Below are 25409 nucleotides of genomic sequence, written 5' to 3' on the forward strand. Positions count from 1 at the left end.
CAATCCGATGACTCCCCGGGGCCGTCCGCGGCCACTCCAATGCGTGGTGCAGCCATTCCCCAGGGGAGGACCGGAATGACACCCGCAGCACACCAGTCCCCGTACACCCCCGAACTCCGCGCCGCAGCACGTCACTTGGGGCGCCGCCGGTTCCTGACCGGCACCGCGGCCGCCGCCGCGCTCGCCTTCACGGTGAACCTGCCCGCCGCCGGCACCGCGGCCGCCGCCGAACTCGACCCGGCACGGCTCACCGACGACCCCTTCACCCTCGGCGTCGCCTCCGGCGACCCCGGGCCCGGCTCCGTCCTCCTGTGGACCCGCCTCGCGCCCGCCCCCTACCTGGCGGACGGCGGACTGCCCGCCAAGCGCGTCACCGTCCGCTGGGAACTGGCCCGCGACGCCGGGTTCCGGCGGACCGTCAGACGCGGCACCACGCTCGCGCACCCGGAGTTCGGCCACAGCGTGCACGTGCAGGTCGACGGCCTCGACGACGACCGCGCGTACTACTACCGCTTCAGGGCGGGCACCTGGATCAGCCGTACCGGCCGCACCCGCACCGCCCCGGGCCACGGCGCCTCGCCCGCCGCCCTCACCCTCGGGGTGGTCTCCTGCCAGCGCTACGACCAGGGTTACTTCACCGCGTACAAACACCTCGCCGAGGACGACGTGGACGTCGTCCTGCACCTCGGCGACTACCTCTACGAGTACGCCGTCAGCGGTGTGGGAGGCGCCCGCGCCTACCCGGCCGGGACCGTGCCCGCCGTCTACGGCCACGAGATGGTGACCCTGGACGACTACCGGCTCAGGTACGCGCTGTACAAGTCCGACCCCGACCTGCTGGCCGCCCACGCCGCCCACCCCTTCGTCGTCACCTGGGACGACCACGAGACCGAGAACAACTACGCGGGCGCGGTGTCGGAGAACGACGATCCCGCCGAGGAGTTCCTGATCCGCCGGGCCGCCGCCTACCGCGCCTACTGGGAGAACCAGCCCCTGCGCCGCCCGCAGCTCCCCGACGGCCCCGACCTGCGCCTCTACCGGCGCCTGCACTGGGGCCGGCTCGCCCAGCTCGACGTCCTCGACACCCGCCAGTACCGCTCCGACCAGGCGTACGGCGACGGCTGGCAGTTCCCCGGACCCGACTCCGAGGACCCGGCCCGCACCCTCACCGGCGACGCCCAGGAGCGGTGGCTGATCGACGGCTGGCACCGCTCGCGCGCCCGGTGGAACATCGTCCCGCAGCAGGTCACCTTCGCCCGGCGGTACAACTCCACCGCCGTGCCCTCCCAGGTCTCCATGGACTCCTGGGACGGCTACCCGGCCTCCCGGACACGGGTCCTGGCGGGCGCGCAGGCCGCCGGCGTCGAGAACCTGATGGTCCTCACCGGTGACGTGCATGTGCACTACGGCTTCGACATCAAGCGCGACTTCGCGGACCAGGCGTCGAAGACGCTCGGCACGGAGATCGTCACCTCGTCGGTCTCCAGCGGCGGCAACGGCTCGCAGAAGCCCGCCAACTGGGCCACGTTCATGGCCGCCAACCCGCACCTGAAGTTCTACAACGGCCTGCGCGGCTACGCGACCGTCTCCCTCGGCCGCGACCTCGCCCGGGCCGACTTCAAGACCGTCCCGTACGTGACCCGGCAGGGCGCCCCCCTCACCACGGCCGCGTCCTTCGTGACGGAGGTCGGCGACCAGGGGCTCAAGCCGGCCTGACAACCGCGCGGCCCACCGCCTTCACGGGGCCGGCGGCCACACGTCGCCCCAGTCCGCGTCCCGGGCCGCCCGGTACAGGTCCCCGTGCTTCTTCGTCACCGTCGTACGGCTCAGCCGCTCCTCGGCCTCGCACAGGTCGAGGAGCACCTGGCCCTTGCGGATCTGCGGCCGCCTGACCACCCGGGACGAAGCGGGGGAGACGGGGAGGCGGGCGGCCGCGACATAGCTGAACTTCTCGTCCTCGTAGGGCAGCGAGCCGCCCTTGACCTGACGGTGCAGCGAGGAGCGGCTCACCCGGGCCGAGAAGTGGCACCAGTCCGTGCCCGGCACGATCGGACAGGCCGCGCTGTGCGGACAGGGCGCGGCCACCCGGAACCCCGCGGCGATCAGCCGGTCGCGGGCCTCGATCACCCGGGCGTAGCCGTCGGGGGTGCCCGGCTCGACGATCACCACGGCCTGCGCTGCCGACGCGGCGGTGTCCACGAGCGTGGCCCGGTCGGGGGCGGCCAGCTCGTTCAGGACGTACGACACGGTGACCAGGTCGACGGGGTCCAGGGTCAGCGCCGTGCCGATGCGGGCGCGCTGCCAGCGGGTGTCGCGCAGCGCCGGGTTCGCGGCGGCGACCTCGCGGCCGAGGGCCAGGGCGGGTTCCGCCCAGTCGAGCACGGTCACCGGGCGCATCCCGGCCCAGGTGGAGCTCACCGCCCAGGTCGCCGCGCCCGTCCCGCCGCCGACGTCCGTATGACTGCGCGGCGCCCACTGCGGCACGGCGTCCGCGAACGCCTCCAGCGCCGACCGCACCGCCTCGAACGTCGCCGGCATCCGGTAGGCGGCGTACGCGGCCACGTCCGCGCGGTCACGCAGGATCGGGGCGTCGGTCGGGGTGGCGCCCCGGTAGTTGGCGATGAGCCGATCGACGGCCTGCCCGGCCTGCTTCGGCGGCAGACCGTCGAGCAGGTCCGTCAGGGCACCGCGGAGGGCCTCGGAAACGGATACGGAGACGTTCACCCCCGGATTTTCTCAGGTACCGGCCACTGCCCTCACCCCGCCACCCGCGCGTGCCCGTGCCACGGCCCGCACGGCGTTCATCGCACCGCCATCGCCATCCGCGTCCCGACCAGGGCCCGCGGCCCGCTGTCCGGCGCCCGTCGCCTCGGATGCACCGTGTTCGCCAGCAGCACCACGAACGTGTCCGTCGCCGGATCGAGCACCAGCGAGGTCCCCGTGAAGCCCGTGTGCCCGGCCGCGCCCTCGCCCGCCAGCTCGCCCATGAACCACGGCTGGTCCACCGCGAAGCCCAGCCCCGGCGGGGTCAGCAGCAGTTCCACGAAGTCGGGGCCCAGGATGCGGGCGGGACCGTACGAACCGCCCGAGAGCAGGGTGCGGCAGAACACCGCGAGGTCGCCACCCGTCGAGAACAGCCCCGCGTGTCCGGCCACCCCGCCCAGCGACCAGGCGTTCTCGTCGTGCACGACGCCCCGGAGCATCCCCCGGTCCGCCTTCGCCCACGGGCGCCGCTGGTCCTCGGTCGCCGCCGCGCCGGGGCACGGCCCGAAGTCGGTCGAGGTCATGCCCAGCGGACGGGTGATCCCCTCCCGTACCAGGACGTCCAGCGTGCGACCGGTCAGCCGCTCCAGGAGCCGCTGGAGGAGCAGCATGTTCAGGTCCGAGTACAGGTACGAGCCCGGTGCGCCGACCGGCGTCTGCGCGCGTAGCAGGTCCCAGCGCCGGGCGTCGTCCGCGCAGTCGTACAGGGGCAGCTCGGGGCGCAGCCCGGAGGTGTGGGTGAGGAGCTGGCGCACGGTGATGCCGTGGGCGGCCGCCGCGTGGAAGTCGGGCAGATAGGCACCCACCCGCGCGTCGATGCCGAGGGTGCCGCGCTCGATCTGCTGCACCGCCGCGACCGAGGTGAACAGTTTCGTGAGGGACGCCAGGTCGAAGGGGGTGTCGACGGTCATCGGGATCCGCGCCCCCGCCGCGAGCTCCACCCCCGCGTCGGCCGCCGGGTCGTAGGCGGAGTACCGCACCGCCCAGCCCGCCGCCTCCCGCACGGCGATCACCGGGCCGCGCCCGGCGACCACGACGGCGCCCGCCGCCCAGGGCCGGTCGCCGGTGGTGAGGTCCACGACGTCGCGGACGAGGAGCCGCGTCTCCTCGGGGTCGAGCCCGGCCCGCTCCGGTGTGTCGACGCGCAGTCTCGGTGCGCTCAGCTCCCTGCTCCCTCCGGTCCCGCCTTCGTCCAGGGACGGCACATTCCCATGAAGCAGGCCGAAGCCACCAGTGCGGCAGCCAACTGGACGACGGCCATCGGGACGGCGGTGTGCTCGCCGGCGATCCCGACGAGCGGCGAGGCGATCGCGCCGATGAGGAAGGAGGAGGTGCCGAGGAGCGCGGAGGCGGAACCGGCCGAGTGCCGGACCCGCGACAGGGCGAGGGTCTGCGCGTTCGGCAGGACGACGCCCATCGCGGACATCAGCACGAACAGCGCGGCGGCCACCGGGGCCAGCCCGGCCTCGCCGAAGACGCCCGTCGTCATCAGCAGCAGGGCGGTCGAGGCCAGCGCGACCGTCACGAGGCCTGCGGCCAGGACCCGGTCGAGCCGGACCCGCCCCACCAGCAGCCTGCCGTTGACCTGGCCGACCAGCACCAGCCCGATGGAGTTCGCGCCGAACAGCAGGCCGAACGTCTGCGGGGAGGCGCCGTAGATCTCCTGGACGACGAAGGGCGAGGCGCTGATGTACGCGAACAGCGCGGCGAAGGCGAAACCGCCCGTGAGCATGTAGCCGGTGAAGGGCAGATCGCCGAGCAGCCGGCGCATCGCACGCAGGGCCTCGCCGACCCCGCCCCCATGACGCTCGGCGGCGGGCAGCGTCTCCGGGAGCCTGGTCCACACCACCACGGCCAGCAGCAGCCCCACCCCGGTGAGGAGCAGGAACACGCCCCGCCAGTCCGTCCCACGCAGGATCTGCGCACCGATCAGCGGCGCCACGACCGGGGCCACCCCGGAGATCAGCATCAGGGTGGAGAAGAACCGTGCCATCGCCAAGCCGTCGTACAGATCGCGTACGACCGCCCGCGCGATCACGATCCCGGCCGCGCCCGCGAGCCCCTGCACCAGCCGGCAGGCGACCAGCAGCTCGACGGTCGGCGCGAGGGCGCACAGGGCCGTCGCCACGACGTAGACGGCGAGCCCGGCGAGCAGCGGGCGCCTGCGCCCCCACCGGTCGCTCATCGGGCCGACCACCAGCTGCCCGAGCGCCATACCGGCCAGACACGCGGTCAGCGTGAGCTGGACGGTCGCGGCGGGCGCGTGCAGCGAGCGGGTCACCTCCGGCAGCGCCGGGAGGTACATGTCCATCGAGAGCGGGGGAGTGGCGGTCAGACCGCCGAGGACGAGGGTGACCAGCAGGCCCGCCCGGCGCCGGGCGGACAGGCTCGGCGCGGCCTCCCCGCCGGTGTCCCTGTCACGGTCCGTCGCCGCCCGCCGCGCCGCGCCGGGCACGGCCCCACCCTCCGGCATCCGGCCGCCCCTCCCTCTCCGACATCTGTGCGACCTATGCTCTCAGCTCGAACACACTGCTGGGACGGCATGAGGGCGGGGCAGGGTATGACGACGGACACGGTGCGGTGGGGGATCCTGGCGACCGGCGGGATCGCCGCCGCGTTCACGGCGGATCTGATCGACCTGCCCGAGGCGGAGGTCGTGGCGGTCGCCTCGCGCTCCGAGGTCTCGGCGAAGGCGTTCGCCGACCGGTTCGGCATACCCAGGGCCTACGGCGACTGGGCCGCGCTCGCCGCCGACGAGGACATCGATGTCGTCTACGTCGCCACCCCGCACGCCGCCCACCGCACCGCCGCCGGACTCTGTCTGGAGGCCGGGCGCAACGTGCTCTGCGAGAAGGCGTTCACGCTGAACCTGCGCGAGGCCGAGGAACTCGTGGCGCTGGCCCGGGAACACGACCGCTTCCTCATGGAAGCCATGTGGATGTACTGCAACCCGGTCGTCCGCCGCCTCAAGGCCCTCGTGGACGACGGCGCGATCGGCGAGGTCCGCACCGTGCAGGCCGACTTCGGCCTCGAAGGGCCCTTCCCGCCTTCGCACCGGCTGCGCGACCCCGCGCAGGGCGGCGGCGCGCTCCTCGACCTCGGCGTGTACCCGGTCTCCTTCGCCCACCTGCTGCTCGGCGCGCCCTCGGGCATCGCCGCCCAGGCCGTCCTCTCCGCCGAGGGCGTCGACCTCCAGACGGCCCTGGCCCTGTCCTGGGACTCCGGCGCGCTCGCCACCCTGCACTGCTCCCTGGTCGGCGGCACGGGCACCACCGCCTCCCTCACCGGCTCGCGCGGCCGGATCGACATCCCGTCCGGGTTCTTCCACCCCGAGCGCCTCGTCCTGCACCGCGCCGGACGCGACCCCGAGGAGTTCACGGCCGACCCGGCCGACGGTCCCCGGACGACGCTGCGGCACGAAGCCCGCGAGGTCATGCGCGCGCTGCGGGCCGGTGAGACCGAGTCCCCGCTGGTCCCGCTGGACGGCACCCTCGCGGTCATGCGGACCCTCGACGCGGTCCGCGAGCGGATCGGGGTGCGCTACCCCGGCGAGAACGCGTAACCGTTCACGAGACGTCCCGTCTCATCCGCTTGGTACCGTCGACACATGGCCACACAGTCCGGAAAGCCGGCCCCCGACACCACCCGCCGCAGCGAACGGTCCCGGCGCGCCATCTACGACGCCGCCCTCGCCCTCGTCGCGGAGACCGGCTATCCGAAGACCACGATCGAGGGCATCGCCGCCCGCGCCGGCGTCGGCAAGCAGACCATCTACCGGTGGTGGGGGTCGAAGGCCGACGTCCTGCTGGAGGCGTTCCTCGACCTCGGCGAACAGGCGGCGCGCGACGCCGGGGCGTCCGACCGGGGGCTCTACGCCATCCCCGACACCGGGGACCTGGCCGCCGACATCAAGGCCGTCCTGCGGGCCACCGTCGACCAGCTCACCGACCCCCGGTTCGAGGCGCCCTCCCGGGCCCTGGCCGCCGAGGGCGTGGTAGACGAACAGGTCGGCCGCGAGTTCACGGCCAAGCTGATGGAACCGTCCATCCAGCTGTACGTCGACCGGCTGCGCTCCGCCCAGGAGGCCGGCCAGGTCCGCGCCGACCTCGACCCGCGCATCGCCCTGGAGTTCTTCATCTCCCCGCTCGCGCAGCGCTGGCTCCAGTACACGGGCCCGATCTCCTACGAGTACACCGACACCCTCGTCGACTACGCCCTCCACGGCCTCGCGCCCCGCTGAACATGCCGCACATGGGTCACTCTGGCCCCACCGGTCCCACCTGCCCCGATTCACGGCTACGGCCCCCCGATGCCCAGGATGGTGGGACCATGAGGCATGCTGTCCGCACCACAGCTAGACGAGGGGACAGATGAGCGCGGAGTTCGGCGGCCGGACCGGCCTGTGGGGCAAACTCTCGGAATGGCTGCGCAGCGGCCCGGCCGAAGCCGCCGACGAGGGCGGCCGTGAGGCCCTGCTGCTGGCCGCCGCCGGTGCGGGACTCCCGCTGGCGCCCGCCGCGCACCCGGCCCCCGGCTACGGATGCTCCTGCGACCGGGTCGGCTGTCCGACCCCGGCCCGGCACCCGGTGTCCTTCGGCTGGCAGACGCAGTCCACCACCGACCGCGCGCAGATCGAACACTGGGCCCGCCAGCAGCCGGAGGCCAACTTCATCACCGCCACCGGCATGACGCACGACGTGCTCGACGTGCCGCTGGAGGCGGGCCGGCAGGCGCTGGAGCGGCTCCTCGACTCCGGCGTCGAGGTCGGCCCGGTCGCCGAGAGCGACGACGGCCGGATGCTCTTCTTCACCCTCACCCGCGGCACCCCCGAGGACGAGGACGAGTGGTGGCCGTGCGAGCTGGACTGCCACCCGGAGACCATGGACGAGCACCCCGGCCTGCGCTGGCACTGCCGCGGCTCCTACGTCCTGGTACCGCCCGCCCGGCTGCCCGGCGACGACGGCCGGACCGTGCACTGGTTCCGCGGCCCCGAGCACCCGCTGCCCGACCCGCTGACCCTCCTCGAAACCCTCACGGACGCCTGCGCCCGCCACGCGGACCAAGAGCCCGACCACACCAACACCCCCTGGCCCTCCCACCACTGACCAGCGGCGCGAAGCCCCGCGCGGCATCGCGCCCCGCCAGGGCCACGGGAAACGACGCGCCCAGCCCCCACCGGACCCGCGGCCGAGAACGGACCCCTGTGCTCGCACGTCGCAGGGGTGCGGCACCGCGCCCTGCCAGGGCCACGGGGAACGGCGCGCCCAGCCCCCACCGGGCCTGCGGCCGAGAACGGACCCTTGTGCTCGCACGTCGCAGGGGTGCGGCACCGCGCCCTGCCAGGGCCACGGGGAACGGCGCGATCAGCCCCCACCGGGCCTGCGGCCGAGAACGGACCCTTGTGCTCGCACGTCGCAGGGGTGCGGCATCGCGCCCTGCCAGGGGCGCGGGGAACGGCGCGATCAGCCCCCACCGGGCCCGCGGCCGAACACAACCCCCAGCGCCCCCGGCAAAACCCGCCACACCCAGCGGAGCGCTTACGCGCCTTTGGCCCCCGTCAAGCCCTCCAGCCGGCTGAGCATCGTCACCTTGCCGTTTCCCGAGCCCTTCGGCGGCGTCAGGGCGATCTCGTTGGCGACGAACTCCATCGTCAGGGACTGCTTGATCTCACCGGTCGTCAGCGCGGCCACGTTCTTGTTCGGGGCGGGCACGGTGGCGCCCACGGCGGCCGTCTGCTTCATGTAGTGGTGGGTGGTGAAGAACACCAGCGCCCCGCCGTCCGCGGTGCGCAGCGCCAGCGGCGCGTAGTCGCCGCTGGTGAGCGGCTCGTCGATGTACTGCGTGGCCAGGCCCGGCTTGGTGGCGTTCTTCGCGCGGGCGGCGCGCAGCGTGTTGGTGTACGCGCCGTCCGCGAACGCGCCCCGGCCGCTCTGCAAGTACGCCGTGTAGTCCTTGCTCAGGTCCTTCGGGGCGACGGCCAATCCGGCGGAGTCGGCCGGCACGGCCTGGGCGACGCCGTTCCTGCCCCCGTGCCCGAACGCCGGCACCGAGCCCGGTGCCACCAGCGTCAGATAGGTGGCCTGCCACGGCTGGGAGCGCCCGGCCCGGGTGAAGACCATCAGCCAGCGCGCGTCGCCGCCCTTGTTGCCCTTCGCGTCGGCGACGAACCAGCGCGGCCAGCCCGCCTTCTCGACGATCGTGTACTTCACGTCCGACAGAACCAGCGGGGTGTGCTCCGCATTGCCGTTCGGGCTGTTGGCGCGGCCCGCCTTCAGCCGCGCCTCGTCGATGGTCCCGAGCGCGCCGGTGGTGTACGCCGCGTCCAGTGAACTGTCGTACGCCGCGTCGGCCTTGTTGTAGGCGGACGTGAACTGCTCGACCGCCTTGACGGCTTCCGCCTTCGTGGCCGCCGGGAGCAGCTCGAGCTCCCCGTGGACCACCACGCAGCCGCTCGCGGTGAGCGAGACGGCGGTGAGCGAAGCCGCTACGAGTGCGTACCGGTCACGCCCGCGGAGCCTTCGACTGCGCGGAATCCCGGTCGTCAGCCCGCGTTCGCGTTCCGTGCTCATCAGGTGACTTCACCTTCCCCTTCCCGGAGGCGAACCCTACCGGGGCGAGGAACAGCGCGAGTGTCGGCACCAGGTAGAGCAGCCACACCGTGACCTGGAGGACGGTCGGATCGGGCTGGAAGTTGAACACGCCCTTCAGCAGCGTGCCGTACCAGCTGTCCGGGGGGATCGTGCCGGTGATGTCGAAGGCGAGACGGTTCAACCCCGGGATCAGATCGGCCTCCTGGAGGTCGTGGACGCCGTACGCCAGCACGCCGGCGGCCACCACGACGAGCATGCCGCCCGTCCAGGTGAAGAACTTCGCCAGGTTGATCCGCAGCGCTCCGCGGTAGAACAGCCAGCCCAGCAGGACGGCTGTCGCCAGGCCCAGGGCCACACCGATCAGCGGCCGCGGGGTGCCGTCGCCGGCCGCGTGCACCGACGCCCACACGAACAGGGCCGTCTCCAGGCCCTCCCGGCCGACGGCGAGGAACGCGGTGGCCACCAGCGCGCCGGTGCCCATCGCGAGCGCCGCGTCCAGCTTGCCGTGCAGCTCCGACTTCAGGTGCCGGGCGGTGCGCCGCATCCAGAACACCATCCAGGTGACCAGGCCGACCGCGAGGATGGACAGGGAGCCGCCGAGCGCCTCCTGCGCCTGGAACGTCAGTTCCTGGGAGCCGAATTCGAGGACGCAGCCGAAACCCATCGCGATGAGCACCGCGATGCCGATACCGGCCCAGACCGGCTTGAGCGCGTCCCTGCGGTCCGTCTTCACCAGGTAGGCGATGAGGATGCAGACGACGAGACTGGCCTCGAGGCCCTCGCGCAGTCCGATCAGGTAGTTGGAGAACACGGGCTACGCCTCCTTGGAGAACAGCGTCCGGCCCCACCAGTCGTCCTTGTCGCGGACGCCCGGCGGGACGGCGAAGACGGCCGAACCCACGTGCTGGATGTACTCGTTGAGCGCATCGGTCGCGAGGTTGCGCTGCACGCGGATGAATCCCTCGCGCACGTCACGCTGGTAGGCGAGGAAGAACAGGCCCGCCTCGAGCCGCCCCAGACCGTCGGTGCCGTCGGTGAAGGAGTAGCCGCGGCGCAGGATCGTCGACCCGTGGTTGGAGTCGGGGTGCGCGAGCCGTACGTGCGCGTCGGGCTTCATCGCCTTCAGGAAGGGCTCGTCGCGCTCCTTCGCCTTGCCCACCGGAGCGCCCTCGCCCTTGTCGCGGCCGAAGATGTCCTCCTGCTCCTGGAGCGAGGTGCGGTCCCAGGTCTCGATGTGCATGCGGATCCGGCGGGCGACGAGATAGGAGCCGCCGACCATCCAGTCGGGACCGTCCTTCTCGCCGACCCACACGAACTTCTTCAGCCGGTCCGTCTCCGTGCCCGCGATGTTGCGGGTGCCGTCCTTGAAGCCCATGAGGTTGCGCGGGGTCTGCGCGTCGGGCGTCGTGGAGGAGGTCTTGCCGAAGCCGAGCTGCGACCAGCGGATGACGACCTTGCCCATGCCGATGCGGGCCAGGTTGCGGATGGCGTGTACGGCGACCTGCGGATCGTCCGCGCAGGCCTGGACGCACAGGTCGCCGTTGCTGCGGGCCGCGTCGAGCGCGTCCCCGGCGAACGTGGGCAGGTCGACGAGGGCGTCGGGCCGCCGGTCGGCGAGGTCGAACTTCTTGAACAGGGACGGCCCGAAGCCGACCGTCAGGGTCAGCCGGGACGGCTTGAGCCCCAGTGCCTCGCCGGTGTCGTCCGGCGGCGCCTCGGGGAGACCGCCGAACGCGCCCTCGCCGACCGCCTTCCCGGCCGTCATCCGGCGGGCCGCCTCGGTCCAGTCCTTCAGCAGCTGCACCAACTCGGCCCGGTCCGTGGTCGTCACGTCGAAGGCGGCGAAGTGCAGCCGGTCCTGCACGGGCGTGGCGATGCCCGCCTGGTACGTGCCGTGGAAGCCGATCGCGGCGCCCGTGTCGGCGCCTGCCGGCTGGACGTCGTCGCCGGCACGGGTCATCGCGACCGCGCCGCCGGCCGCGGCGGCGCCGAGCGCGAGGCCGGCACCGCCCCAGCCGATCAGCGACCGGCGGGAGGGACTGCTGCCCTGGGTCTCGGTCATGTCCTGGCCCTCCGGTTACTTCGCGACGGCGGCGGCGAGCTTCGACAGCGGCTCGGCGAGCGCGTTGACCGCGTCGGACAGTTCCTTGCGGCCGGCGGCGCCGACCTTGTCGTACGAGGTGAACGCGTACGAGGTCGTGTTCGGCCGGTACTTGTCCAGCAGCGTGTTCAGTGCGGCGAACTGCTTGTCCAGCTCGGTGACCAGGGCCGCGTCGTTCTCCGCGGCGACCGGCTTGAGCAGCTCGTACGACTTCTGGGCGCCCTCGACGTTGGCCTTGAAGTCGACGAGGTCGGTGTGCGAGTAGCGCTCCTCCTCGCCGGTGACCTTGCCGGTCGCGACCTCGTCGAGGAGTTCCTTGGCGCCGTTGGCCATCGAGGTCGGGGTGATCTCGGCCTTGCCGACCCGCTTCTGCCAGTCGGTCAGGTCGGTGGTGAGCTGGTCGGCGAGGGTCTTCTCCGCGGCGGTGATCTTCTTGTCCTGCCAGAGGGCCTTCTCCAGCCGGTGCCAGCCGGTCCAGGTCTGCCCGGCCTCCAGGCCGTCGGCGCGGACGTCCACCTTCGGGTCGATGTCACCGAAGGACTCGGCGACCGGCTCGGTGCGCTCCCAGCCGATGCGGGAGGGCGCGTAGGCCGCCTTGGCCGCCTCGACGTCACCCGCCTTGACGGCCTTCACGAAGGTCGCGACGAGCGGCAGCGTGGCGTCGGCCTGCTCCTGCGCGTACTCGCGGTAGGCGGCGACGGCCTTGTCCAGTCGGGGGTCACGCTTGGCGACCGAGCCGCCGGTGACCTTGAGGTCCTGGCGGATGCCGGTGCCCTTCATGCCGGGCTTGCAGGCGATCCGGTAGTCCCCGGCCTTCACCTCGGCGGTGACCCGCTGCTTGGTGCCGGGGCCGATGTTCTCCCGCTCGCTGACGATCCGGTCGTCCGGGAAGAGGATGTAGACCTCGGTGACCTTGGAGCCCTTGTTCTCGATGGCGAGCTCGAGGTGTCCGGCGGAGATCTCCTTCTTGGAGGTCTCGCACTTGGCGTCGGTGGCGGTCACGTTGATGACACGGTCGCCGCCCTTCGCATCGCTCTTGGAGGTGCAGCCGGTGACGGCGGTCAGGGCGGTCACGGCGGTGACGGCGGTGACGACGGACAGTCTGGCGGCTCGCATTCGGGCTCCCAGCGATGGCTGATTATTGACGTGACCCGGCTCATAGGGTTGGTGAGCCTCGCCTAACTTATCCAAGGCTTACCTGCGTAATACCCGTCCGCGCAGTGATTCACCTCTCATGGACGCCGTAAGAGCACGAGGCGATCACGGTGACTCAAACCGGACCCCAAGGAATGGTCAAAGGAGATTCAAAGATTCCGTTTCGTGGCCACCGGGTGACGCTCCGGGCCGCGACGGAGAAGGAGGGAGGGGGCGCGGTCCGCCCACCAGGGGCGCGGGGAACTGTGCGACCGGCGTGCGCGACCCGGGGGCGCGCGCCCGCCACCCCGCCGACGCTGCGGCGCGCGCACTCCGCACGAACCGAAGCCGCGGGCCGGGGCGGGTGGGGGTCCGGCGCGGCGCCCCGGGCGACGAGCGGTGCTTCAATTCCCCGGTGACTGATTACGACGTGCTCCGCGTCTTCTGCGCGCCGAACGGCGGCTACGGCAACGAACTGGGCGTGGTCCGCGAAGGCTCGGTGCTGCCGGACCGCGAGGACCGCCAGGACCTCGCCGCGAAACTCGGCTTCGGCGAGACGGTGTTCGTCGACGACCCCGAGCGCGGAATCATCGACGTCTACACGCCCACCCGGCGTCTCCCCTTCGCCGACCACTCGTGCGTGGGCGTCGCCTGGCTGCTCGACGTGCCCGAACTCGTCACGCCGGCCGGCGCCGTGGGCACCCGCCTGGACGGCGAGTTCACCTGGATCGAGGCGCGCGCGGAGTGGGCCCCGCCGTGCGTGTTCCGCCAGTACGCCACCGCCGCCGAGGTGGACGACCTGCCCCTGCCGACGCCCGGCGCGGCAAGCGCGGCCGAGTTCCCGTCGGGCGAGGTTCCCGGGACCCTCTACGCCTGGGCCTGGGAGGACGAGCCGGCCGGCCGGATCCGCGCCCGCGGCTTCCCCTCGCGCGAGGGTGTCGACGAGGACGAGGCGACGGGCGCGGCGGCGCTCCTGCTCACCGAGCGGCTCGGCCGCGCCCTGAACATCACCCAGGGCGCGGGCTCCCAGATCCTGACGGCGCCGCAGCCGTTCGGGTGGGTGGAGATCGGCGGCAGGGTGTTCCTGGAGCGCTGAGCCCTCCGGGCCAGGGCCTTTCCCCGGATCAGGTCGCTCGGAGCCGCGGCGCCTCGCAGCGGCCCCGGGCGGGGTCCGGTGCGTGCGGCTGCAAGGCGGAGGAGGGCGTCGACGCGAAGCGCCGGCAGCAGACGACGAGGCGGCTGGGGGTCGCCCCTTCCGGGGGGAGTGGGTGCCAGGGCCCGTGAGCCCTCGGCAAGATCCCAAAGAAAGGCGAAGGCTTGCGTCCGTACGGGTGGTGTGGCGTGTGCGCGAGGAGATGAGCGGGGACCTCTGGGCGTGACCACTGAGTCCCGTGAGAGGAACGCCATGCGTATCCGTTCAGTTCTGGCCGCAACCGTCCTGGGTATCGCCCTCGCCGCCACCGGGGCGACGACCGCCACCGCCGACGAGGGCCCCCGCCAGCACCACCACTCCGGTGGGGACGAGGGCGTCTGTAGCCCGTACATCGGCGCGATCGACACGGTCTCGGCCGACATCTTCTGGGCCGGCAAGCACTGCGACCGGTTCTGATCCGACGCCGGGCCCCCTCGCGGTGAGCGAGGGGGCCCGGTCCGTCCGCCCGCGAAGCCGGCTCACGCCGAGAGCGGGAACTCCGCGCCGAGCGCTCGGAACACGGCCGTGTTCAACGCGAAGGCGCGCCCCCGGGCGAACGGAAAGCCCGCCCTCAGAGGGGAGAGCGGGCTGAAGGCGGGGCGCCGACCGTGCGGTCGCCGGGGCTACGGCAGGGTGAGGACCTCCGCGCCCGTGTCGGTCACCACCAGCGTGTGCTCGAACTGGGCCGTCCGCTTACGGTCCTTGGTCAGCACCGTCCAGCCGTCGTCCCACATGTCGTACTCGTGTGTGCCGAGCGTCAGCATCGGCTCGATCGTGAACGTCATCCCCGGCTGCATGACGGTCGTCGCGTGCGGGCTGTCGTAGTGCGGGACGATCAGCCCGGAGTGGAACGACGAGTTGATCCCGTGCCCCGTGAAGTCCCGCACCACGCCGTACCCGAACCGCTTCGCGTACGACTCGATGACCCGCCCGATGATGTTGATCTGCCGGCCCGGCCTGACCGCCTTGATCGCCCGGTCGAGGGACTCCCGGGTCCGCTCGACCAGCAGCCGCGACTCCTCGTCGACGTCCCCGACCAGGTACGTGGCGTTGTTGTCGCCGTGCACCCCGCCGATGTACGCCGTCACGTCGAGGTTGACGATGTCGCCGTCGCGCAGGACGGTCGAGTCGGGGATGCCGTGGCAGATGACCTCGTTGACGCTCGTGCACAGCGACTTCGGGAACCCCCGGTAGCCCAGGGTCGACGGGTAGGCGCCGTGGTCGCACATGTACTCGTGCGCCACCCTGTCCAGTTCGTCGGTGGTGACCCCCGGCGAGATCAGCTTCGCGGCCTCCGCCATCGCCTGAGCGGCGATGCGGCCGGCCCGGCGCATCGCCTCGATCGTCTCGGGCGTCTGCACCTCCGGACCGGTGTACGGCGTCGGCGCGGGCTTGCCGACGTACTCGGGGCGGCGGATGTTTCCGGGCACCGGACGGAGGGGGGACAGCTCCCCCGGGACGAGCAGCGACTGGCCAGACATGCCAGTGAGTCTAACGAGCGGCCATGGGGGAACATGACGATGGCGAGAGGAGCCGTCATGCCCCTGTTCAAGAAGCGGACCGCCGGCAAAGCCGGCGAGTGGTACTACTGCCTGGAGCACAAGAAGGTCGAAGAGGGGCCGGAGTGTCCGGCCAAGGACCGGTTCGGCCCCTACACCACCCGGGCGGAGGCCGAGCACGCGATGGAGATCGCCCGCGAGCGCAACCTCCAATGGGAGAACGACCCCAAGTGGCACGACGCCCCGGCGGCAGGAACCACCGACGACTGACCCCGGACCGGTTTCCGAGTCCGACCCCGGGCCGGTCCCGACCCCGGGCCGGTCCCGATCCCGGGCCGGTTCCGGGTCCGGTTCGGGCTCCGGGTGTCGGCCCCACTGAGCAGCGCAGCAGCCCGATCCGGCGAGCCGGCCGCGCAGCTCGTCCGGGACCGTCCGGTTCCGCATCACCCCGCGGAAGATGCCGCCGACCCTGTCGAAGGCGCCCGCGAGGGCGGGGCGGAGCAGCACCGGCCGGATGTTCCCGGCCGGCCCGGCGACGGTGATCTCCCCGCCCCACGGCGCGGCCGACAGCACCACCGGCACCGCCCGTGCCGGTGCACCCGCGAGGTCACCACGGAGGAGGGGGCGGTGCGGTGAGGCGTTCCGCGAGGTGGGCCAGGCGGTCGCCGAGGCGGCGGCGCCCGCGCGGCGGCGGCAGTGTCTCCCCGGCGGCCGCGCTCACCAGGTGCTGCACGGTGTCCAGGTCCAGCTCGGAGCCGTCCGGCACGGCCAGCGTCTCGTGGGACAGGGCCGTCAGCTCCCCCTCGCCGGGACCGAGGCTCAGGATCAGGACGCCGGCCCGGCGGGCGGCCGACACCCGCTCAAGGAGCGGCGCGTCCCCCGACGGCGACGCCACCAGCAGCGTCTCGCCCCGCCGGGCAGCCTCGATCCGGCCCAGGCCGACCGCCAGATGCGCCGGGTCGCAAGGACGCGCGTCATGCCGTACGAGGGTGGGCGCCAGCTCCGGCGTACCCGACCACGCGGCCTCGTCCACCAGATGCGCCGCGAGATGCCAGGGCTCGTAGACAGCCGTCCCCACCAGCAGCAGCCCGCCGCCGTGCGACACGACCGACCCGCGCAGCACCCCGGCGAACCTTCGTGTCGCCCCCAGCCACTCGGTCCCGGCGAGCACCTCACGCAGCAGCGCGACCCGTACGGCGTCCATGCGGCCGCATCGTGCCGCAACCGGCCACCGCCCGCCCGGGGTTCGCCCCTCGTTCACCCGACATGACGAAGGGCCGCTCCGCACGCCGACGTAAAGTCGGCCCATGACCTCTACCGACAGTGCACAGAACGCCCCCTCGGCCACCCCGGCGAAGGCTCCCACCAAGGACCCGTGGGACCTCCCCGACGTCTCCGGACTGGTCGTCGGCGTGCTCGGCGGGACCGGCCCGCAGGGCAAGGGGCTCGCCTACCGGCTCGCCAAGGCCGGCCAGAAGGTGATCATCGGTTCGCGTGCCGCCGACCGCGCCCAGGCTGCCGCCGACGAGCTCGGGCACGGTGTCGAGGGCGCCGACAACGCCGAGACCGCCCGCCGCAGCGACATCGTGATCGTCGCCGTGCCGTGGGACGGCCACGGCAAGACCCTGGAGTCCCTGCGCGAGGAACTGGCCGGCAAGCTGGTCGTCGACTGCGTCAACCCGCTCGGCTTCGACAAGAAGGGCGCCTACGCGCTGAAGCCGGAGGAGGGCAGCGCCGCCGAGCAGGCCGCCGCCCTGCTGCCGGACTCGCGCGTCGCCGCCGCCTTCCACCACCTCTCGGCCGTCCTCCTCCAGGACCCGGAGATCGAGGAGATCGACACCGACGTGATGGTGCTGGGCGAGGAGCGGGCCGACGTCGAGATCGTGCAGGCGCTGGCCGGCCGGATCCCCGGCATGCGCGGCGTCTTCGCCGGCCGGCTGCGCAACGCCCACCAGGTGGAGTCGCTGGTCGCCAACCTGATCTCCGTCAACCGCCGCTACAAGGCCCACGCGGGGCTGCGCGTCACGGACGTATGAGCGCATGGGGGACACTGGTCGTAGCCGGCCCACGGAGCCGGCCCAGCAGTGTCCCCCCGACAGGAGAACCGGACCCATGTCCCCCGTGCCCCCGCCCAGCCAGAGCCGGCGACTCGCCCTCTACACCCTCGTCGTCTGCGTCCTCGCCGTGGCCGCGGCGGTCGTCTCCTTCGCCCGGGGCAGCTTCCTGGGCGTCGTATGGGTGCTGCTCGCGGGCCTGTCGTCCAACATGACCTGGTACTACGTGAAGCGGGACAAGCTGCGCAGGACGGCCGGGGCCGACGTCAGCGGCTGACCGCGCAGAAGTCGTTCGTGCCCTCCCAGAAGCGGTACAGCGACTGACCGCAGTACGTCTCGAAGTCGCCGATCCCGAGGCCGCGCAGCACGGCGTCGATCATGTCGAAGAACACGCCGTTGACCGCCGGCACCCACAGCAGCGCGAACACGAACAGCAGGCCGAACGGCGCGAACGGCTCCACCTGCCGCTTGACCCCGTACGACAGCCAGGGCTCGATGACCCCGTAGCCGTCCAGACCGGGCACCGGAAGGAAGTTCAGGATCGCCGCCGTGACCTGGAGCAGGGCGAGGAAGGCGAGCGCGAACCGGAAGTCGGCCGGCACTCCGTCCAGCGCGTCCAGCCAGAACGGCGCGGTGCACACCACCGCGAACAGCACGTTCGTCAGCGGACCGGCCGCCGAGATCAGACTGTGCCGCCACCGGCCCCTGATCCGCCCTCGCTCGATGAAGACGGCGCCGCCCGGCAGACCGATCCCGCCCATGATCACGAACAGCACCGGCAGCACGACGCTGAGCAGGGCGTGGGTGTACGCGAGAGGATTGAGGCTCAGGTAGCCCTTGGCTCCGACGGTGATGTCCCCCGAGTGCAGCGCGGTACGGGCGTGTGCGTACTCGTGCAGGCACAGGGACACGATCCAGGCGGCCGTCACGAACAGGAACACCGCCACGCCCGGCTGCTCGGCGAAGCCCGTCCAGGTCGCCCAGCCGGTGACCGCGGTCACGGCCAGGATGCCGAGGAAGACCGGACTGATCCTCCGCTCGGCACTGCGGGTGGTGGCGGTGGTCATGGGCCCCCCTGAGTTCGTACGCGCGTGTGGAGGCCCGACCGTACCCGGCCCGGGCGTACCGGGAAAACGTCTCGCGGCCTGCCCTCGGTTCCTGGAAGGTGGGGTTCCCCCGGAAACCCGGCCGAGCGACGACCACGGGAGGGGCCGGGGGACGGCCGAGCGGCGGTCGGGGAACGGACGGGGGACAGGCCAGGGACGGCCCATGGCCGGCCCGGGGACGGCCGGGACAGCCCGCCGGCCGACGGGGGCGGCCCAGGACGGACGGCAGTCCGCGGAGCGGGAGGACAACGGGCTCGCGCCACCCCGGAAGAACCCCGTGACCGCTCACGATCCCACCGGAGAGAATGGACCCCGTGCGCTACCGCATCCTCGGCACCACCCAGGCACTCCGTCCGGACGGCAACCCCGTCGCCGTCGGCGGAGCACGGCTGCGTGCCCTGCTGGCCGTGCTGGCGCTGCGGGCCGGCCGGAGCGTTCCCGCGGGGCTGCTGGTGGAGGAGGTGTGGGCGGGGGAACCGCCCGCCGACGCTCAGGGCGCGCTCCAGGCACTGGTCGGACGGCTGCGCCGGGCCCTCGGGGCCGACGCGATCGACTCCGCCGAGGGCGGCTACCGGCTGGCCGCGGCCCCGGACGACGTCGACCTGCACCGCTTCGAGCGGCTGACCGCCGACGGCATCCGCGCGCTCGCCGACGGCGACTCCGCCAAGGCGGCCGTCGTCCTCGACGACGCCCTCGCCCTGTGGCAGGGCCCGGCCCTCGCCGACCTGCCCGACGGGGCCGCCGAGGCGGCCCGCTGGGAGGCACGCCGCCTCGACGCGGTGCGCGCCCGGCACACCGCGGCGATCGCCCTGGGCCAGGCCGAGCGGTCGCTGCCCGAACTCACCGCGCTGTGCGACGCCCACCCGCTGGACGAGCCCCTCCAGGCCCTGCGGCTGCGCGCCCTGCGGGAAGCGGGCCGCACCGCTCAGGCGCTGGCCGCCTACGACGGGGTGCGCCGGATGCTGGCGGACCGCCTGGGCACCGACCCCGGGCCCGAACTGCGGACCCTGCACGCGGAGCTGCTCGGCCACGCCGACCGGGGTGACGCCGGGATGCCGCCCCGTCCCGTCCCGCCCGAGGCCCCGAGCGGGGCGCCCGCACCGGCTGCTCCCGCTCCGCCGCCCCCGCCCCTCGGCAACCTCCGGGCCCGCCTGACCTCCTTCGTCGGCCGGGAGAACGACATCGCGGCCATCCGGGCGGACCTCGAGACCGCCCGGCTCGTCACCCTGCTCGGGCCCGGCGGGGCGGGCAAGACCCGCCTCTCCCAGGAGGCGGCCGAGGCGGTCCGGGACGCGTCACGCGACGGCGGTCGGTACGCGTCCGGCGACGGCCGCCGGTACGCGGCGCGCGACGGTGCCGGGGGTGCCGTGGACGGCGGCGGCCGGCACGGGACACGCGGCGGTGTCGGGGACGCGTCCGGCGACGGCGGTCGGGACACGGCGCGCGACGGTTTCGGCGGCGCCGTGCCCGACGGCGGCCGGCACGGGACACGCGACCGTGCGGGGAGCGCCGCGCCGGACCGCGTCAGGGAGACGGCCGGCGACGGTGTCCCGGACACCGCGCGCGACGGCGTCTGGCTGGCCGAGCTGGCGCCCGTCGCCGACCCGGACGCCGTGCCGCAGGCCGTCCTCACCGCCGTGGGAGCCCGGGAGACCGTGCTGTACGGTGCCGGCGCCGAGGAGATACGGGTCGCGGCCGAGCGTCACGACGACCCCCTGGAGCGTTTGATCGAGCACTGCGCCCGACGCCGCATGCTGATCGTCCTCGACAACTGCGAGCACGTGGTCGGGGCAGCCGCCCGACTCGTCGAGGAGCTGCTCGCGCGGTGCCCGGAGGTGACCGTGCTCGCCACCAGCCGTGAGCCGCTCGGCGTGCCCGGGGAGGTGCTGCGCCCGCTGGATCCGCTGCCGGAGCCCGTCGCGCTGCGGCTGCTCGCCGACCGGGGCGCGGCAGCCCGCCCCGGCTTCCGGACCGACGCCGACGGCGAGACGGCGGCGGCCTGCGCGGAGATCTGCCGTCGTCTCGACGGCCTGCCCCTCGCCATCGAGCTGGCCGCCGCCCGGCTACGGATGCTGACCCCTCGCCAGATCGCCGACCGGCTCGACGACCGGTTCCGGCTCCTGACCTCGGGCAGCCGCACGGTCCTGCCCCGCCAGCAGACCCTGCGGGCCGTCGTGGACTGGTCCTGGGACCTGCTCGACGAGGACGAACGCGACGTCCTGGCCCGGCTGTCGGTCTTCGCCCGCGGCTGCGACCTCGACGCCGTCGAAGCGGTGTGCGGCCCGGCCGCCCCCGACTCCCGAGCGGGCCGCGACCCCCTCGCGCCGCTCGACCTGCTCGCCTCGCTCGTCGACAAGTCGCTCGTCGTCGCCGCCCCGGACCACCGTGGCGACATGCGCTACCGGCTGCTGGAGACCGTCGCCGAGTACGCGGGCGAGCGGCTGGACGAGTCCGGGAGGCGGGCGGCGGCCGAGCGTGCGCATCTGACGTACTACCGCGAACTCGCCCGCACCACCGAGCCGTTGCTGCGCGGCCCCGGCCAGCGGGACGCCATCGACCGCTTCCAGCTGGAGTACGAGAACCTGCGCACCGCGCTGGGCCGCGCCGTCGCGGCACGTGACGAGCAGGAGGCGCTCTGCCTGGCCCTGTCCCTCGTCTGGTACTGGCAGATGCGCGACCTGCGGATCGAGGCTCGCGGCTGGTGCCTCGAGGTGATGGCGCTGGGCCCCGACCCGTTCGCCGAACCCCTGCGCCCGGCCGCCCCGGTGTGGAAATCGTGCATCGACGCCCCGCCACCGATGGCGGGCGAGATCCTCGCGGAGGCCCGGCGCGGCGTCCACCTGGCCCATCTGGCCTGCATGGACACCGAGATGGAGGCCTGGCAGACCGCGACATCGCAGAACAAGCTCCGCCGGATCGCCGAAACCTACGAGCCCGGCCAGCCGCAGACCTGCCGCGCGCCCGGCCTGCTCTGGTTCTTCGCCGTGATGATGACGGGTGCCCCCGACCGTATCCGCGCCATCATCGACGCCAGCGTCGACACCTGCCGCAGGACCCCGGGCTACGAGTGGGAGCTCGCCTCCTGCCTTCAGATGCGCGCCAACATCCTCGCCAACCGGGCCGACTGGGCCGGGAGCGCGTTCCGCGACGCGGCGGAGGCCCTGGAGATCTTCCGGCGCCTGGGCGACGCGTGGGGCACGGCCGAGGCCCTCTCCGCCCGCGCCGAGGCCCATGAACGCCTGGGCGCCTACCGCGAGGCCGCCGCCGACTACGAGGGCGCCATCGAGCAGGCCGAACGGCTCGGCGCCCGCTCCCAGTCGGCGGTCCTCGCCGCCCGGCTGGGCAGCGCGCTGCTGGAGGGAGGCGAGGAGGAGCGGGGCGAGCGCGTGCTGCGCGAGGTGATCAGCGGCGAGGAACGCGCGGTCAACGAGGCCATGCACATCGCCCGGCTCTTCCTCGCCGGCTGGCTGGGCGCCACCGGACGTCACGCCGAGTCCCGCGAGCAACTGCGTCTGCTGCGCGAGGAGTTCACGTTCGGTCACTTCGCGGTCTTCGACTGCTTCATCCTCGGGGCGGAAGCATGGCTGGACGCGGTCGACGGCCGGTACACGCAGTCCCTGACGGGCATCCGGTCCGCCCTGGAACGGGCCACGGACCCACTGGCCATGGCCATGGCCCCGCAGATGCGCTCCTTCTATCTCTTCATCGCGGCGACGTCCCTGTCCCGTGTGGACGGCAGTGTCCGCGCAGCCGACGCCGCCCGCTGCCTGGGCGCCGCCGAGACCCTGCTGCCGCAGTGCCATGTGCCCCAGCGGGTGGAACGCGAGGCCCGCGACCTGGCCACGGTCTGGACGCGCGCCGCGCTCGGCGACAAGGAGTTCGAGCGCGCGTACGCCGAGGGCGGTGGCCTCTCCTACGAAGAGGCCACCGCCCTGGTATGACGCGCCCGGTCACTGTCCGTCGAGCCGCGCCTCGTCCGGCGCGCCGGCTCAGGTCTTCGTGCGGAACTTGTGGATCGCGACCGGCGCCATCACCGCGGTGAGCCCTATCGACCAGGCCAGCGTCACCCACAGGCCGTGGGCGACCGGGCCGCCCACCATCAGTCCGCGTGCCGCGTCCGCGAGCGAGGACAACGGGTTGTACTCGGTGAAGTTCTGGAGCCAGCCGGGCATCGACCGGGTCGGTGCGAAGATCGACGAGCCGAACTGGAGCGGCATCAGCACCAGGAAGCCCATCGCCTGCACGGACTGCGCGCTCTTCATCATCACGCCGAGGGTGAGGAACACCCACATCAGCGCCGAGCCGAACACCGTGGCCAGCCCGACGGCGGCGAAGAGGCCGGGCCAGTGGGTGATGTCGAAGCCCACCAGCACGGCCACCACCACGAGGATCACGCAGGCGACCAGCATGCGCATCAGCTCGACGACGATCTTGGCGAAGAGCACCGAGCCGCGTCCGATGGGCAGCGACCGGAAGCGGTCCATGACCCCGGAGTTGAAGTCCGTGTTGAAGCCGGTGCCCACGCCCTGCGCCATGTTCATCCCCATCATGGCCAGCAGCCCGGGGATGACGTACTGCACGTACGCCTCCTGCCCGCCGCCCAGCGACTGCCCGATCGAGCCGCCGAAGACGTACACGAACAGCAGGGTGAAGATCACCGGGAAGAGGACCGCGTCGAACATCGACTCCGGGTCCTGCCGGATCCACAGCAGGTTGCGGCGGATCAGCGCGCCGGTGTGCCGGAGATGGGCGCGCACCGGGATACGCGCGTCGGCGGCCGTGCTGATCTCGATCGTGGCCGCGCTCATACGGCGACCTCCTCGCGGGTCTCGGTGGGGCGGGCGTCCTGCGGGGCACTCGCGCGGTGGCCGGTGAGGGACAGGAACACCTCGTCCAGGCTGGGCAGTTCGGTGGTGATGGAGGCCAGCGTGATGCCACGCGCGGTGACCGCGCCGACCACGGCGGTCAGCTGCTCGTCGCTGAGGACCGGCACGAGGACGGAGCCGCGCTCGGCGTCCACGCTGGTGGTGGCGAGTCCGGTGATGCCCAGCTCGTCGATCCATCCGGCGAGCGAGCGCAGGTGCGCCGGATCGGCCGGGCGGACCCGCAGCGCACGGCCGCCGACCCTCGCCTTCAGCTCCTCGATGGCGCCGTTCGCGATGACCTTGCCACGGTCCACGACCGTCAGCTCGGAGGCGAGCTGCTCGGCCTCCTCCATGTACTGCGTGGTGAGCAGCACGGTGACGCCGTCCCCGACCATCGCCTTGACCTCGGCCCACACCTCGTTGCGGGTGCGCGGGTCGAGGCCGGTGGTCGGCTCGTCGAGGAACAGCACCTGCGGACGGCCGATCATCGACGCGGCGAGGTCGAGCCGCCGGCGCATGCCACCGGAGTAGGTGCTCGCGGGGCGCTTGGCGGCGTCCGTCAGCGAGAACCGCTCCAGCAGCTCGTCGGCCCGGGCCCGGGCGTCCTTGCGGGGGAGGTCGAGCAGCCGCCCGATGAGGTAGAGGTTCTCCCACCCGGGGAGCTTCTCGTCCACCGAGGCGTACTGCCCGGTGAGCCCGATCACCCGGCGCAGCTGCCGGGGCTGGCGCAGGACGTCGTAGCCGACGACGGTGGCCCGTCCGCTGTCGGGGGCGAGCAGGGTGGACAGGATCCGTACGAGGGTGGTCTTCCCGGCGCCGTTCGGCCCGAGCACCCCCATGACGGTGCCCTCCCGTACGTCCAGGTCGACTCCGTCCAGTGCCTTGGTCTCGCCGTAGTGCTTGACCAACCCCCGAACGGTCACGGCGCTTCCCGCGCCGCTGGGGTTCTTGTCGATTCGCGTCATGCCGGAACAGTCGCAACCCCCACCGACAAACCACCGACAGCCCGCCGACAGCAACCGTCTCCGCCCACAGCCCGCCTACAGCCCGCCTACAAGGTGCCTACAGCTCGCCGCCGGTGGGTCGGCGGCGGGTCTCGGGCCCACTGCACGGCGGCCCGCGACCCGGACGCGCGGCAGCCCGCCGACGGGGGAAGATCGGCGGGCTGCTCCGGTGCGGTGTCGGCTCTGTGTGTCTAGTGGACGGAGTGCTCGTCCAGCGGGAACGTGCCGCCCACGACGTCCTCGGCGAACGCCTTCGCCGCGTTGCCCATGACCTCACGCAGGTTCGCGTACTGCTTGACGAACTTCGGCACCCGGCCCCCGGTCAGCCCGAGCATGTCGGTCCACACCAGTACCTGGGCGTCCGTCTCGGGTCCGGCGCCGATGCCGACGGTCGGGATGTGGAGCACCCGGGTGACCTCGGCCGCCAGCTCCGCCGGGACCAGCTCGAGCACCACGGCGAACGCGCCCGCGTCCTGCACGGACTTCGCGTCCCGCAGCAGCTGCTGGGCGGCCTCCTCGCCGCGCCCCTGCACGCGGTATCCCATCGCGTTCACGGACTGCGGGGTGAGACCGATGTGGGCCATCACCGGGATGCCGGACTCCACCAGGAGCTCGATCTGCCGGTGCGAGCGCTCGCCGCCCTCCAGCTTCACGGCGCCGACGCCGGCCTCCTTCACCAGACGGGTCGCCGAGCGCAGTGCCTGCACCGGCCCTTCCTGGTAGGAGCCGAAGGGCAGGTCGCCGACGATCAGCGCACGGCTGGTGCCCCGAACGACCGCCGCCGACAGCATGGTCATCTCGTCGAGGGTGACGGGTACGGTCGTCTCGTACCCGAGGTGGCAGTTGCCCGCCGAGTCGCCCACGAGCATGACCGGGATCCCGGCCTCGTCGAAGACGGACGCGGTCATCGCGTCGTAGGCGGTGAGCATGGGCCACTTCTCGCCGCGCTCCTTGGCGAGGGCGAGGTCGCGGACGGTGATACGGCGTGTGCCCTTGCCTCCGTACAGCGCCTTGCTGCCGTCGGAGGTCTTGGAGTGGGCAGCCGAAAGCTGCGTCATTGCACCGGCTCCTTACGTCATCTCGAGGCGCCCTCACGGCGTC

At 72.9% G+C, this 25409-nt stretch carries 23 protein-coding genes; 10 read left to right on the plus strand and 13 right to left on the minus strand.

Annotated elements, in window-relative coordinates; genetic code table 11:
- The first annotated feature begins 75 nt into the window (after window positions 1–75).
- Window positions 76–1716, plus strand: a complete 1641-nt coding sequence (locus tag OHS71_RS29135) for an alkaline phosphatase D family protein (RefSeq protein WP_328482287.1) — start codon at window positions 76–78, stop codon at window positions 1714–1716.
- Window positions 1717–1737: 21 nt separating this feature from the next.
- Here the strand turns inward: OHS71_RS29135 and OHS71_RS29140 are convergent, their stop codons facing one another.
- The 3 genes from OHS71_RS29140 to OHS71_RS29150 all read right to left on the minus strand — a co-directional run bounded on the left by OHS71_RS29140 (window position 1738) and on the right by OHS71_RS29150 (window position 5236).
- A complete protein-coding gene (locus OHS71_RS29140) occupies window positions 1738–2724 on the minus strand; it encodes a small ribosomal subunit Rsm22 family protein (protein ID WP_328482288.1) in 987 nt (328 codons plus the stop codon).
- A 77-nt stretch (window positions 2725–2801) separates the two neighbouring features.
- Window positions 2802–3968 (minus strand): serine hydrolase domain-containing protein, encoded by a 1167-nt coding sequence (locus OHS71_RS29145; RefSeq protein WP_328482289.1) that lies wholly within the window; start codon window positions 3966–3968, stop codon window positions 2802–2804.
- Window positions 3923–5236 carry a multidrug effflux MFS transporter gene (locus tag OHS71_RS29150; protein WP_328482290.1) on the minus strand — a complete coding sequence of 438 codons (1314 nt, stop codon included), beginning with the start codon at window positions 5234–5236 and terminating at the stop codon, window positions 3923–3925. The genes OHS71_RS29145 and OHS71_RS29150 overlap by 46 nt, the downstream gene beginning before the upstream one ends.
- A gap of 87 nt (window positions 5237–5323) precedes the next feature.
- Here OHS71_RS29150 and OHS71_RS29155 point away from each other — a divergent pair, with 87 nt between their 5' ends.
- The 3 genes from OHS71_RS29155 to OHS71_RS29165 all read left to right on the plus strand — a co-directional run bounded on the left by OHS71_RS29155 (window position 5324) and on the right by OHS71_RS29165 (window position 7868).
- Window positions 5324–6325 (plus strand): Gfo/Idh/MocA family protein, encoded by a 1002-nt coding sequence (locus OHS71_RS29155; RefSeq protein WP_328482291.1) that lies wholly within the window; start codon window positions 5324–5326, stop codon window positions 6323–6325.
- A 45-nt stretch (window positions 6326–6370) separates the two neighbouring features.
- Window positions 6371–7003 carry a TetR/AcrR family transcriptional regulator gene (locus OHS71_RS29160; protein ID WP_328482292.1) on the plus strand — a complete coding sequence of 211 codons (633 nt, stop codon included), beginning with the start codon at window positions 6371–6373 and terminating at the stop codon, window positions 7001–7003.
- 130 nt (window positions 7004–7133) lie between these two features.
- The gene (locus OHS71_RS29165; protein ID WP_328482293.1) at window positions 7134–7868 is read left to right on the plus strand and encodes a bifunctional DNA primase/polymerase; all 735 of its coding nucleotides are present in this window, start codon (window positions 7134–7136) and stop codon (window positions 7866–7868) included.
- Window positions 7869–8300: 432 nt separating this feature from the next.
- Here OHS71_RS29165 and OHS71_RS29170 read toward each other — a convergent pair whose 3' ends face one another.
- From OHS71_RS29170 to efeO, 4 genes are read right to left on the minus strand one after another with little or no spacing between them, the layout of a single operon-like run.
- Window positions 8301–9332: a hypothetical protein gene (locus OHS71_RS29170; protein WP_328482294.1), complete on the minus strand. Its 1032-nt coding sequence runs from the start codon at window positions 9330–9332 to the stop codon at window positions 8301–8303.
- The gene (gene efeU, locus OHS71_RS29175) at window positions 9265–10164 is read right to left on the minus strand and encodes an iron uptake transporter permease EfeU (RefSeq protein ID WP_328482295.1); all 900 of its coding nucleotides are present in this window, start codon (window positions 10162–10164) and stop codon (window positions 9265–9267) included. The genes OHS71_RS29170 and efeU overlap by 68 nt, the downstream gene beginning before the upstream one ends.
- Before the next feature lie 3 nt (window positions 10165–10167).
- A complete protein-coding gene (gene efeB / locus OHS71_RS29180) occupies window positions 10168–11415 on the minus strand; it encodes an iron uptake transporter deferrochelatase/peroxidase subunit (RefSeq protein WP_328482296.1) in 1248 nt (415 codons plus the stop codon).
- Window positions 11416–11430: 15 nt separating this feature from the next.
- Complete coding sequence (gene efeO / locus OHS71_RS29185) at window positions 11431–12570, minus strand: iron uptake system protein EfeO (RefSeq protein WP_328482297.1); 1140 nt, start codon at window positions 12568–12570, stop codon at window positions 11431–11433.
- Between the two features lie 433 nt (window positions 12571–13003).
- Between efeO and OHS71_RS29190 the strand changes: the two genes are divergently transcribed.
- Both OHS71_RS29190 and OHS71_RS29195 read left to right on the plus strand, forming a co-directional pair.
- Window positions 13004–13684 (plus strand): PhzF family phenazine biosynthesis protein, encoded by a 681-nt coding sequence (locus tag OHS71_RS29190; protein WP_328482298.1) that lies wholly within the window; start codon window positions 13004–13006, stop codon window positions 13682–13684.
- 309 nt (window positions 13685–13993) lie between these two features.
- Window positions 13994–14197 (plus strand): hypothetical protein, encoded by a 204-nt coding sequence (locus OHS71_RS29195; RefSeq protein WP_328482299.1) that lies wholly within the window; start codon window positions 13994–13996, stop codon window positions 14195–14197.
- Window positions 14198–14403: 206 nt separating this feature from the next.
- Here the strand turns inward: OHS71_RS29195 and map are convergent, their stop codons facing one another.
- A complete protein-coding gene (map, locus tag OHS71_RS29200) occupies window positions 14404–15261 on the minus strand; it encodes a type I methionyl aminopeptidase (RefSeq protein ID WP_328482300.1) in 858 nt (285 codons plus the stop codon).
- A gap of 57 nt (window positions 15262–15318) precedes the next feature.
- On the opposite strand from map, the gene OHS71_RS29205 reads away from it, so the two are divergent.
- A complete protein-coding gene (locus tag OHS71_RS29205; RefSeq protein WP_328482301.1) occupies window positions 15319–15549 on the plus strand; it encodes a hypothetical protein in 231 nt (76 codons plus the stop codon).
- A 337-nt stretch (window positions 15550–15886) separates the two neighbouring features.
- On the opposite strand, the gene OHS71_RS29210 is transcribed toward OHS71_RS29205, so the two are convergent.
- Entirely contained in the window at window positions 15887–16483 is a 597-nt protein-coding gene (locus tag OHS71_RS29210; RefSeq protein ID WP_328482302.1) for a hypothetical protein, read from the minus strand.
- Between the two features lie 103 nt (window positions 16484–16586).
- Between OHS71_RS29210 and npdG the strand changes: the two genes are divergently transcribed.
- The gene (npdG, locus tag OHS71_RS29215) at window positions 16587–17315 is read left to right on the plus strand and encodes an NADPH-dependent F420 reductase (protein ID WP_328482303.1); all 729 of its coding nucleotides are present in this window, start codon (window positions 16587–16589) and stop codon (window positions 17313–17315) included.
- 76 nt (window positions 17316–17391) lie between these two features.
- Window positions 17392–17610 carry a hypothetical protein gene (locus OHS71_RS29220; RefSeq protein ID WP_328482304.1) on the plus strand — a complete coding sequence of 73 codons (219 nt, stop codon included), beginning with the start codon at window positions 17392–17394 and terminating at the stop codon, window positions 17608–17610.
- Here the strand turns inward: OHS71_RS29220 and OHS71_RS29225 are convergent.
- Window positions 17600–18400: a site-2 protease family protein gene (locus OHS71_RS29225; RefSeq protein ID WP_328482305.1), complete on the minus strand. Its 801-nt coding sequence runs from the start codon at window positions 18398–18400 to the stop codon at window positions 17600–17602. The two genes, OHS71_RS29220 and OHS71_RS29225, sit on opposite strands and share 11 nt — an antisense overlap.
- Window positions 18401–18744: 344 nt before the next feature.
- Here OHS71_RS29225 and OHS71_RS29230 point away from each other — a divergent pair, with 344 nt between their 5' ends.
- Window positions 18745–22380 carry an AfsR/SARP family transcriptional regulator gene (locus tag OHS71_RS29230; protein ID WP_328482306.1) on the plus strand — a complete coding sequence of 1212 codons (3636 nt, stop codon included), beginning with the start codon at window positions 18745–18747 and terminating at the stop codon, window positions 22378–22380.
- Between the two features lie 48 nt (window positions 22381–22428).
- Here the strand turns inward: OHS71_RS29230 and OHS71_RS29235 are convergent, their stop codons facing one another.
- The 3 genes from OHS71_RS29235 to panB form a co-directional block, all read right to left on the minus strand.
- Window positions 22429–23247, minus strand: a complete 819-nt coding sequence (locus tag OHS71_RS29235) for an ABC transporter permease (protein WP_328482307.1) — start codon at window positions 23245–23247, stop codon at window positions 22429–22431.
- Entirely contained in the window at window positions 23244–24269 is a 1026-nt protein-coding gene (locus OHS71_RS29240; RefSeq protein WP_328482308.1) for an ATP-binding cassette domain-containing protein, read from the minus strand. Before OHS71_RS29240 ends, OHS71_RS29235 begins: the two co-directional genes overlap by 4 nt.
- Window positions 24270–24499: 230 nt before the next feature.
- Window positions 24500–25366: a 3-methyl-2-oxobutanoate hydroxymethyltransferase gene (gene panB / locus OHS71_RS29245; protein WP_328482309.1), complete on the minus strand. Its 867-nt coding sequence runs from the start codon at window positions 25364–25366 to the stop codon at window positions 24500–24502.
- Window positions 25367–25409: the final 43 nt, after the last annotated feature.

The organism is Streptomyces sp. NBC_00377 (assembly GCF_036075115.1).
In the GTDB taxonomy this organism is placed as follows: domain Bacteria; phylum Actinomycetota; class Actinomycetes; order Streptomycetales; family Streptomycetaceae; genus Streptomyces.

Excerpts from the sequence above, each read along its gene's own strand:
- OHS71_RS29155 (WP_328482291.1), top strand. The coding sequence starts at position 5,324 with ATGACGACGGACACGGTGCGGTGGGGGATCCTGGCGACCGGCGGGATC.
- OHS71_RS29165 (WP_328482293.1), top strand. The coding sequence starts at position 7,134 with ATGAGCGCGGAGTTCGGCGGCCGGACCGGCCTGTGGGGCAAACTCTCG.
- OHS71_RS29220 (WP_328482304.1), top strand. The coding sequence starts at position 17,392 with ATGTCCCCCGTGCCCCCGCCCAGCCAGAGCCGGCGACTCGCCCTCTAC.
- OHS71_RS29160 (WP_328482292.1), top strand. The coding sequence starts at position 6,371 with ATGGCCACACAGTCCGGAAAGCCGGCCCCCGACACCACCCGCCGCAGC.
- OHS71_RS29135 (WP_328482287.1), top strand. The coding sequence starts at position 76 with ATGACACCCGCAGCACACCAGTCCCCGTACACCCCCGAACTCCGCGCC.
- panB (WP_328482309.1), bottom strand. The coding sequence starts at position 25,366 with ATGACGCAGCTTTCGGCTGCCCACTCCAAGACCTCCGACGGCAGCAAG.
- efeO (WP_328482297.1), bottom strand. The coding sequence starts at position 12,570 with ATGCGAGCCGCCAGACTGTCCGTCGTCACCGCCGTCACCGCCGTGACC.
- OHS71_RS29170 (WP_328482294.1), bottom strand. The coding sequence starts at position 9,332 with ATGAGCACGGAACGCGAACGCGGGCTGACGACCGGGATTCCGCGCAGT.
- OHS71_RS29150 (WP_328482290.1), bottom strand. The coding sequence starts at position 5,236 with ATGCCGGAGGGTGGGGCCGTGCCCGGCGCGGCGCGGCGGGCGGCGACG.
- OHS71_RS29230 (WP_328482306.1), top strand. The coding sequence starts at position 18,745 with ATGGACCCCGTGCGCTACCGCATCCTCGGCACCACCCAGGCACTCCGT.
- efeB (WP_328482296.1), bottom strand. The coding sequence starts at position 11,415 with ATGACCGAGACCCAGGGCAGCAGTCCCTCCCGCCGGTCGCTGATCGGC.
- OHS71_RS29195 (WP_328482299.1), top strand. The coding sequence starts at position 13,994 with ATGCGTATCCGTTCAGTTCTGGCCGCAACCGTCCTGGGTATCGCCCTC.
- npdG (WP_328482303.1), top strand. The coding sequence starts at position 16,587 with ATGACCTCTACCGACAGTGCACAGAACGCCCCCTCGGCCACCCCGGCG.
- OHS71_RS29235 (WP_328482307.1), bottom strand. The coding sequence starts at position 23,247 with ATGAGCGCGGCCACGATCGAGATCAGCACGGCCGCCGACGCGCGTATC.
- map (WP_328482300.1), bottom strand. The coding sequence starts at position 15,261 with ATGTCTGGCCAGTCGCTGCTCGTCCCGGGGGAGCTGTCCCCCCTCCGT.
- OHS71_RS29205 (WP_328482301.1), top strand. The coding sequence starts at position 15,319 with ATGCCCCTGTTCAAGAAGCGGACCGCCGGCAAAGCCGGCGAGTGGTAC.
- OHS71_RS29240 (WP_328482308.1), bottom strand. The coding sequence starts at position 24,269 with ATGACGCGAATCGACAAGAACCCCAGCGGCGCGGGAAGCGCCGTGACC.
- OHS71_RS29225 (WP_328482305.1), bottom strand. The coding sequence starts at position 18,400 with ATGACCACCGCCACCACCCGCAGTGCCGAGCGGAGGATCAGTCCGGTC.
- OHS71_RS29210 (WP_328482302.1), bottom strand. The coding sequence starts at position 16,483 with ATGGACGCCGTACGGGTCGCGCTGCTGCGTGAGGTGCTCGCCGGGACC.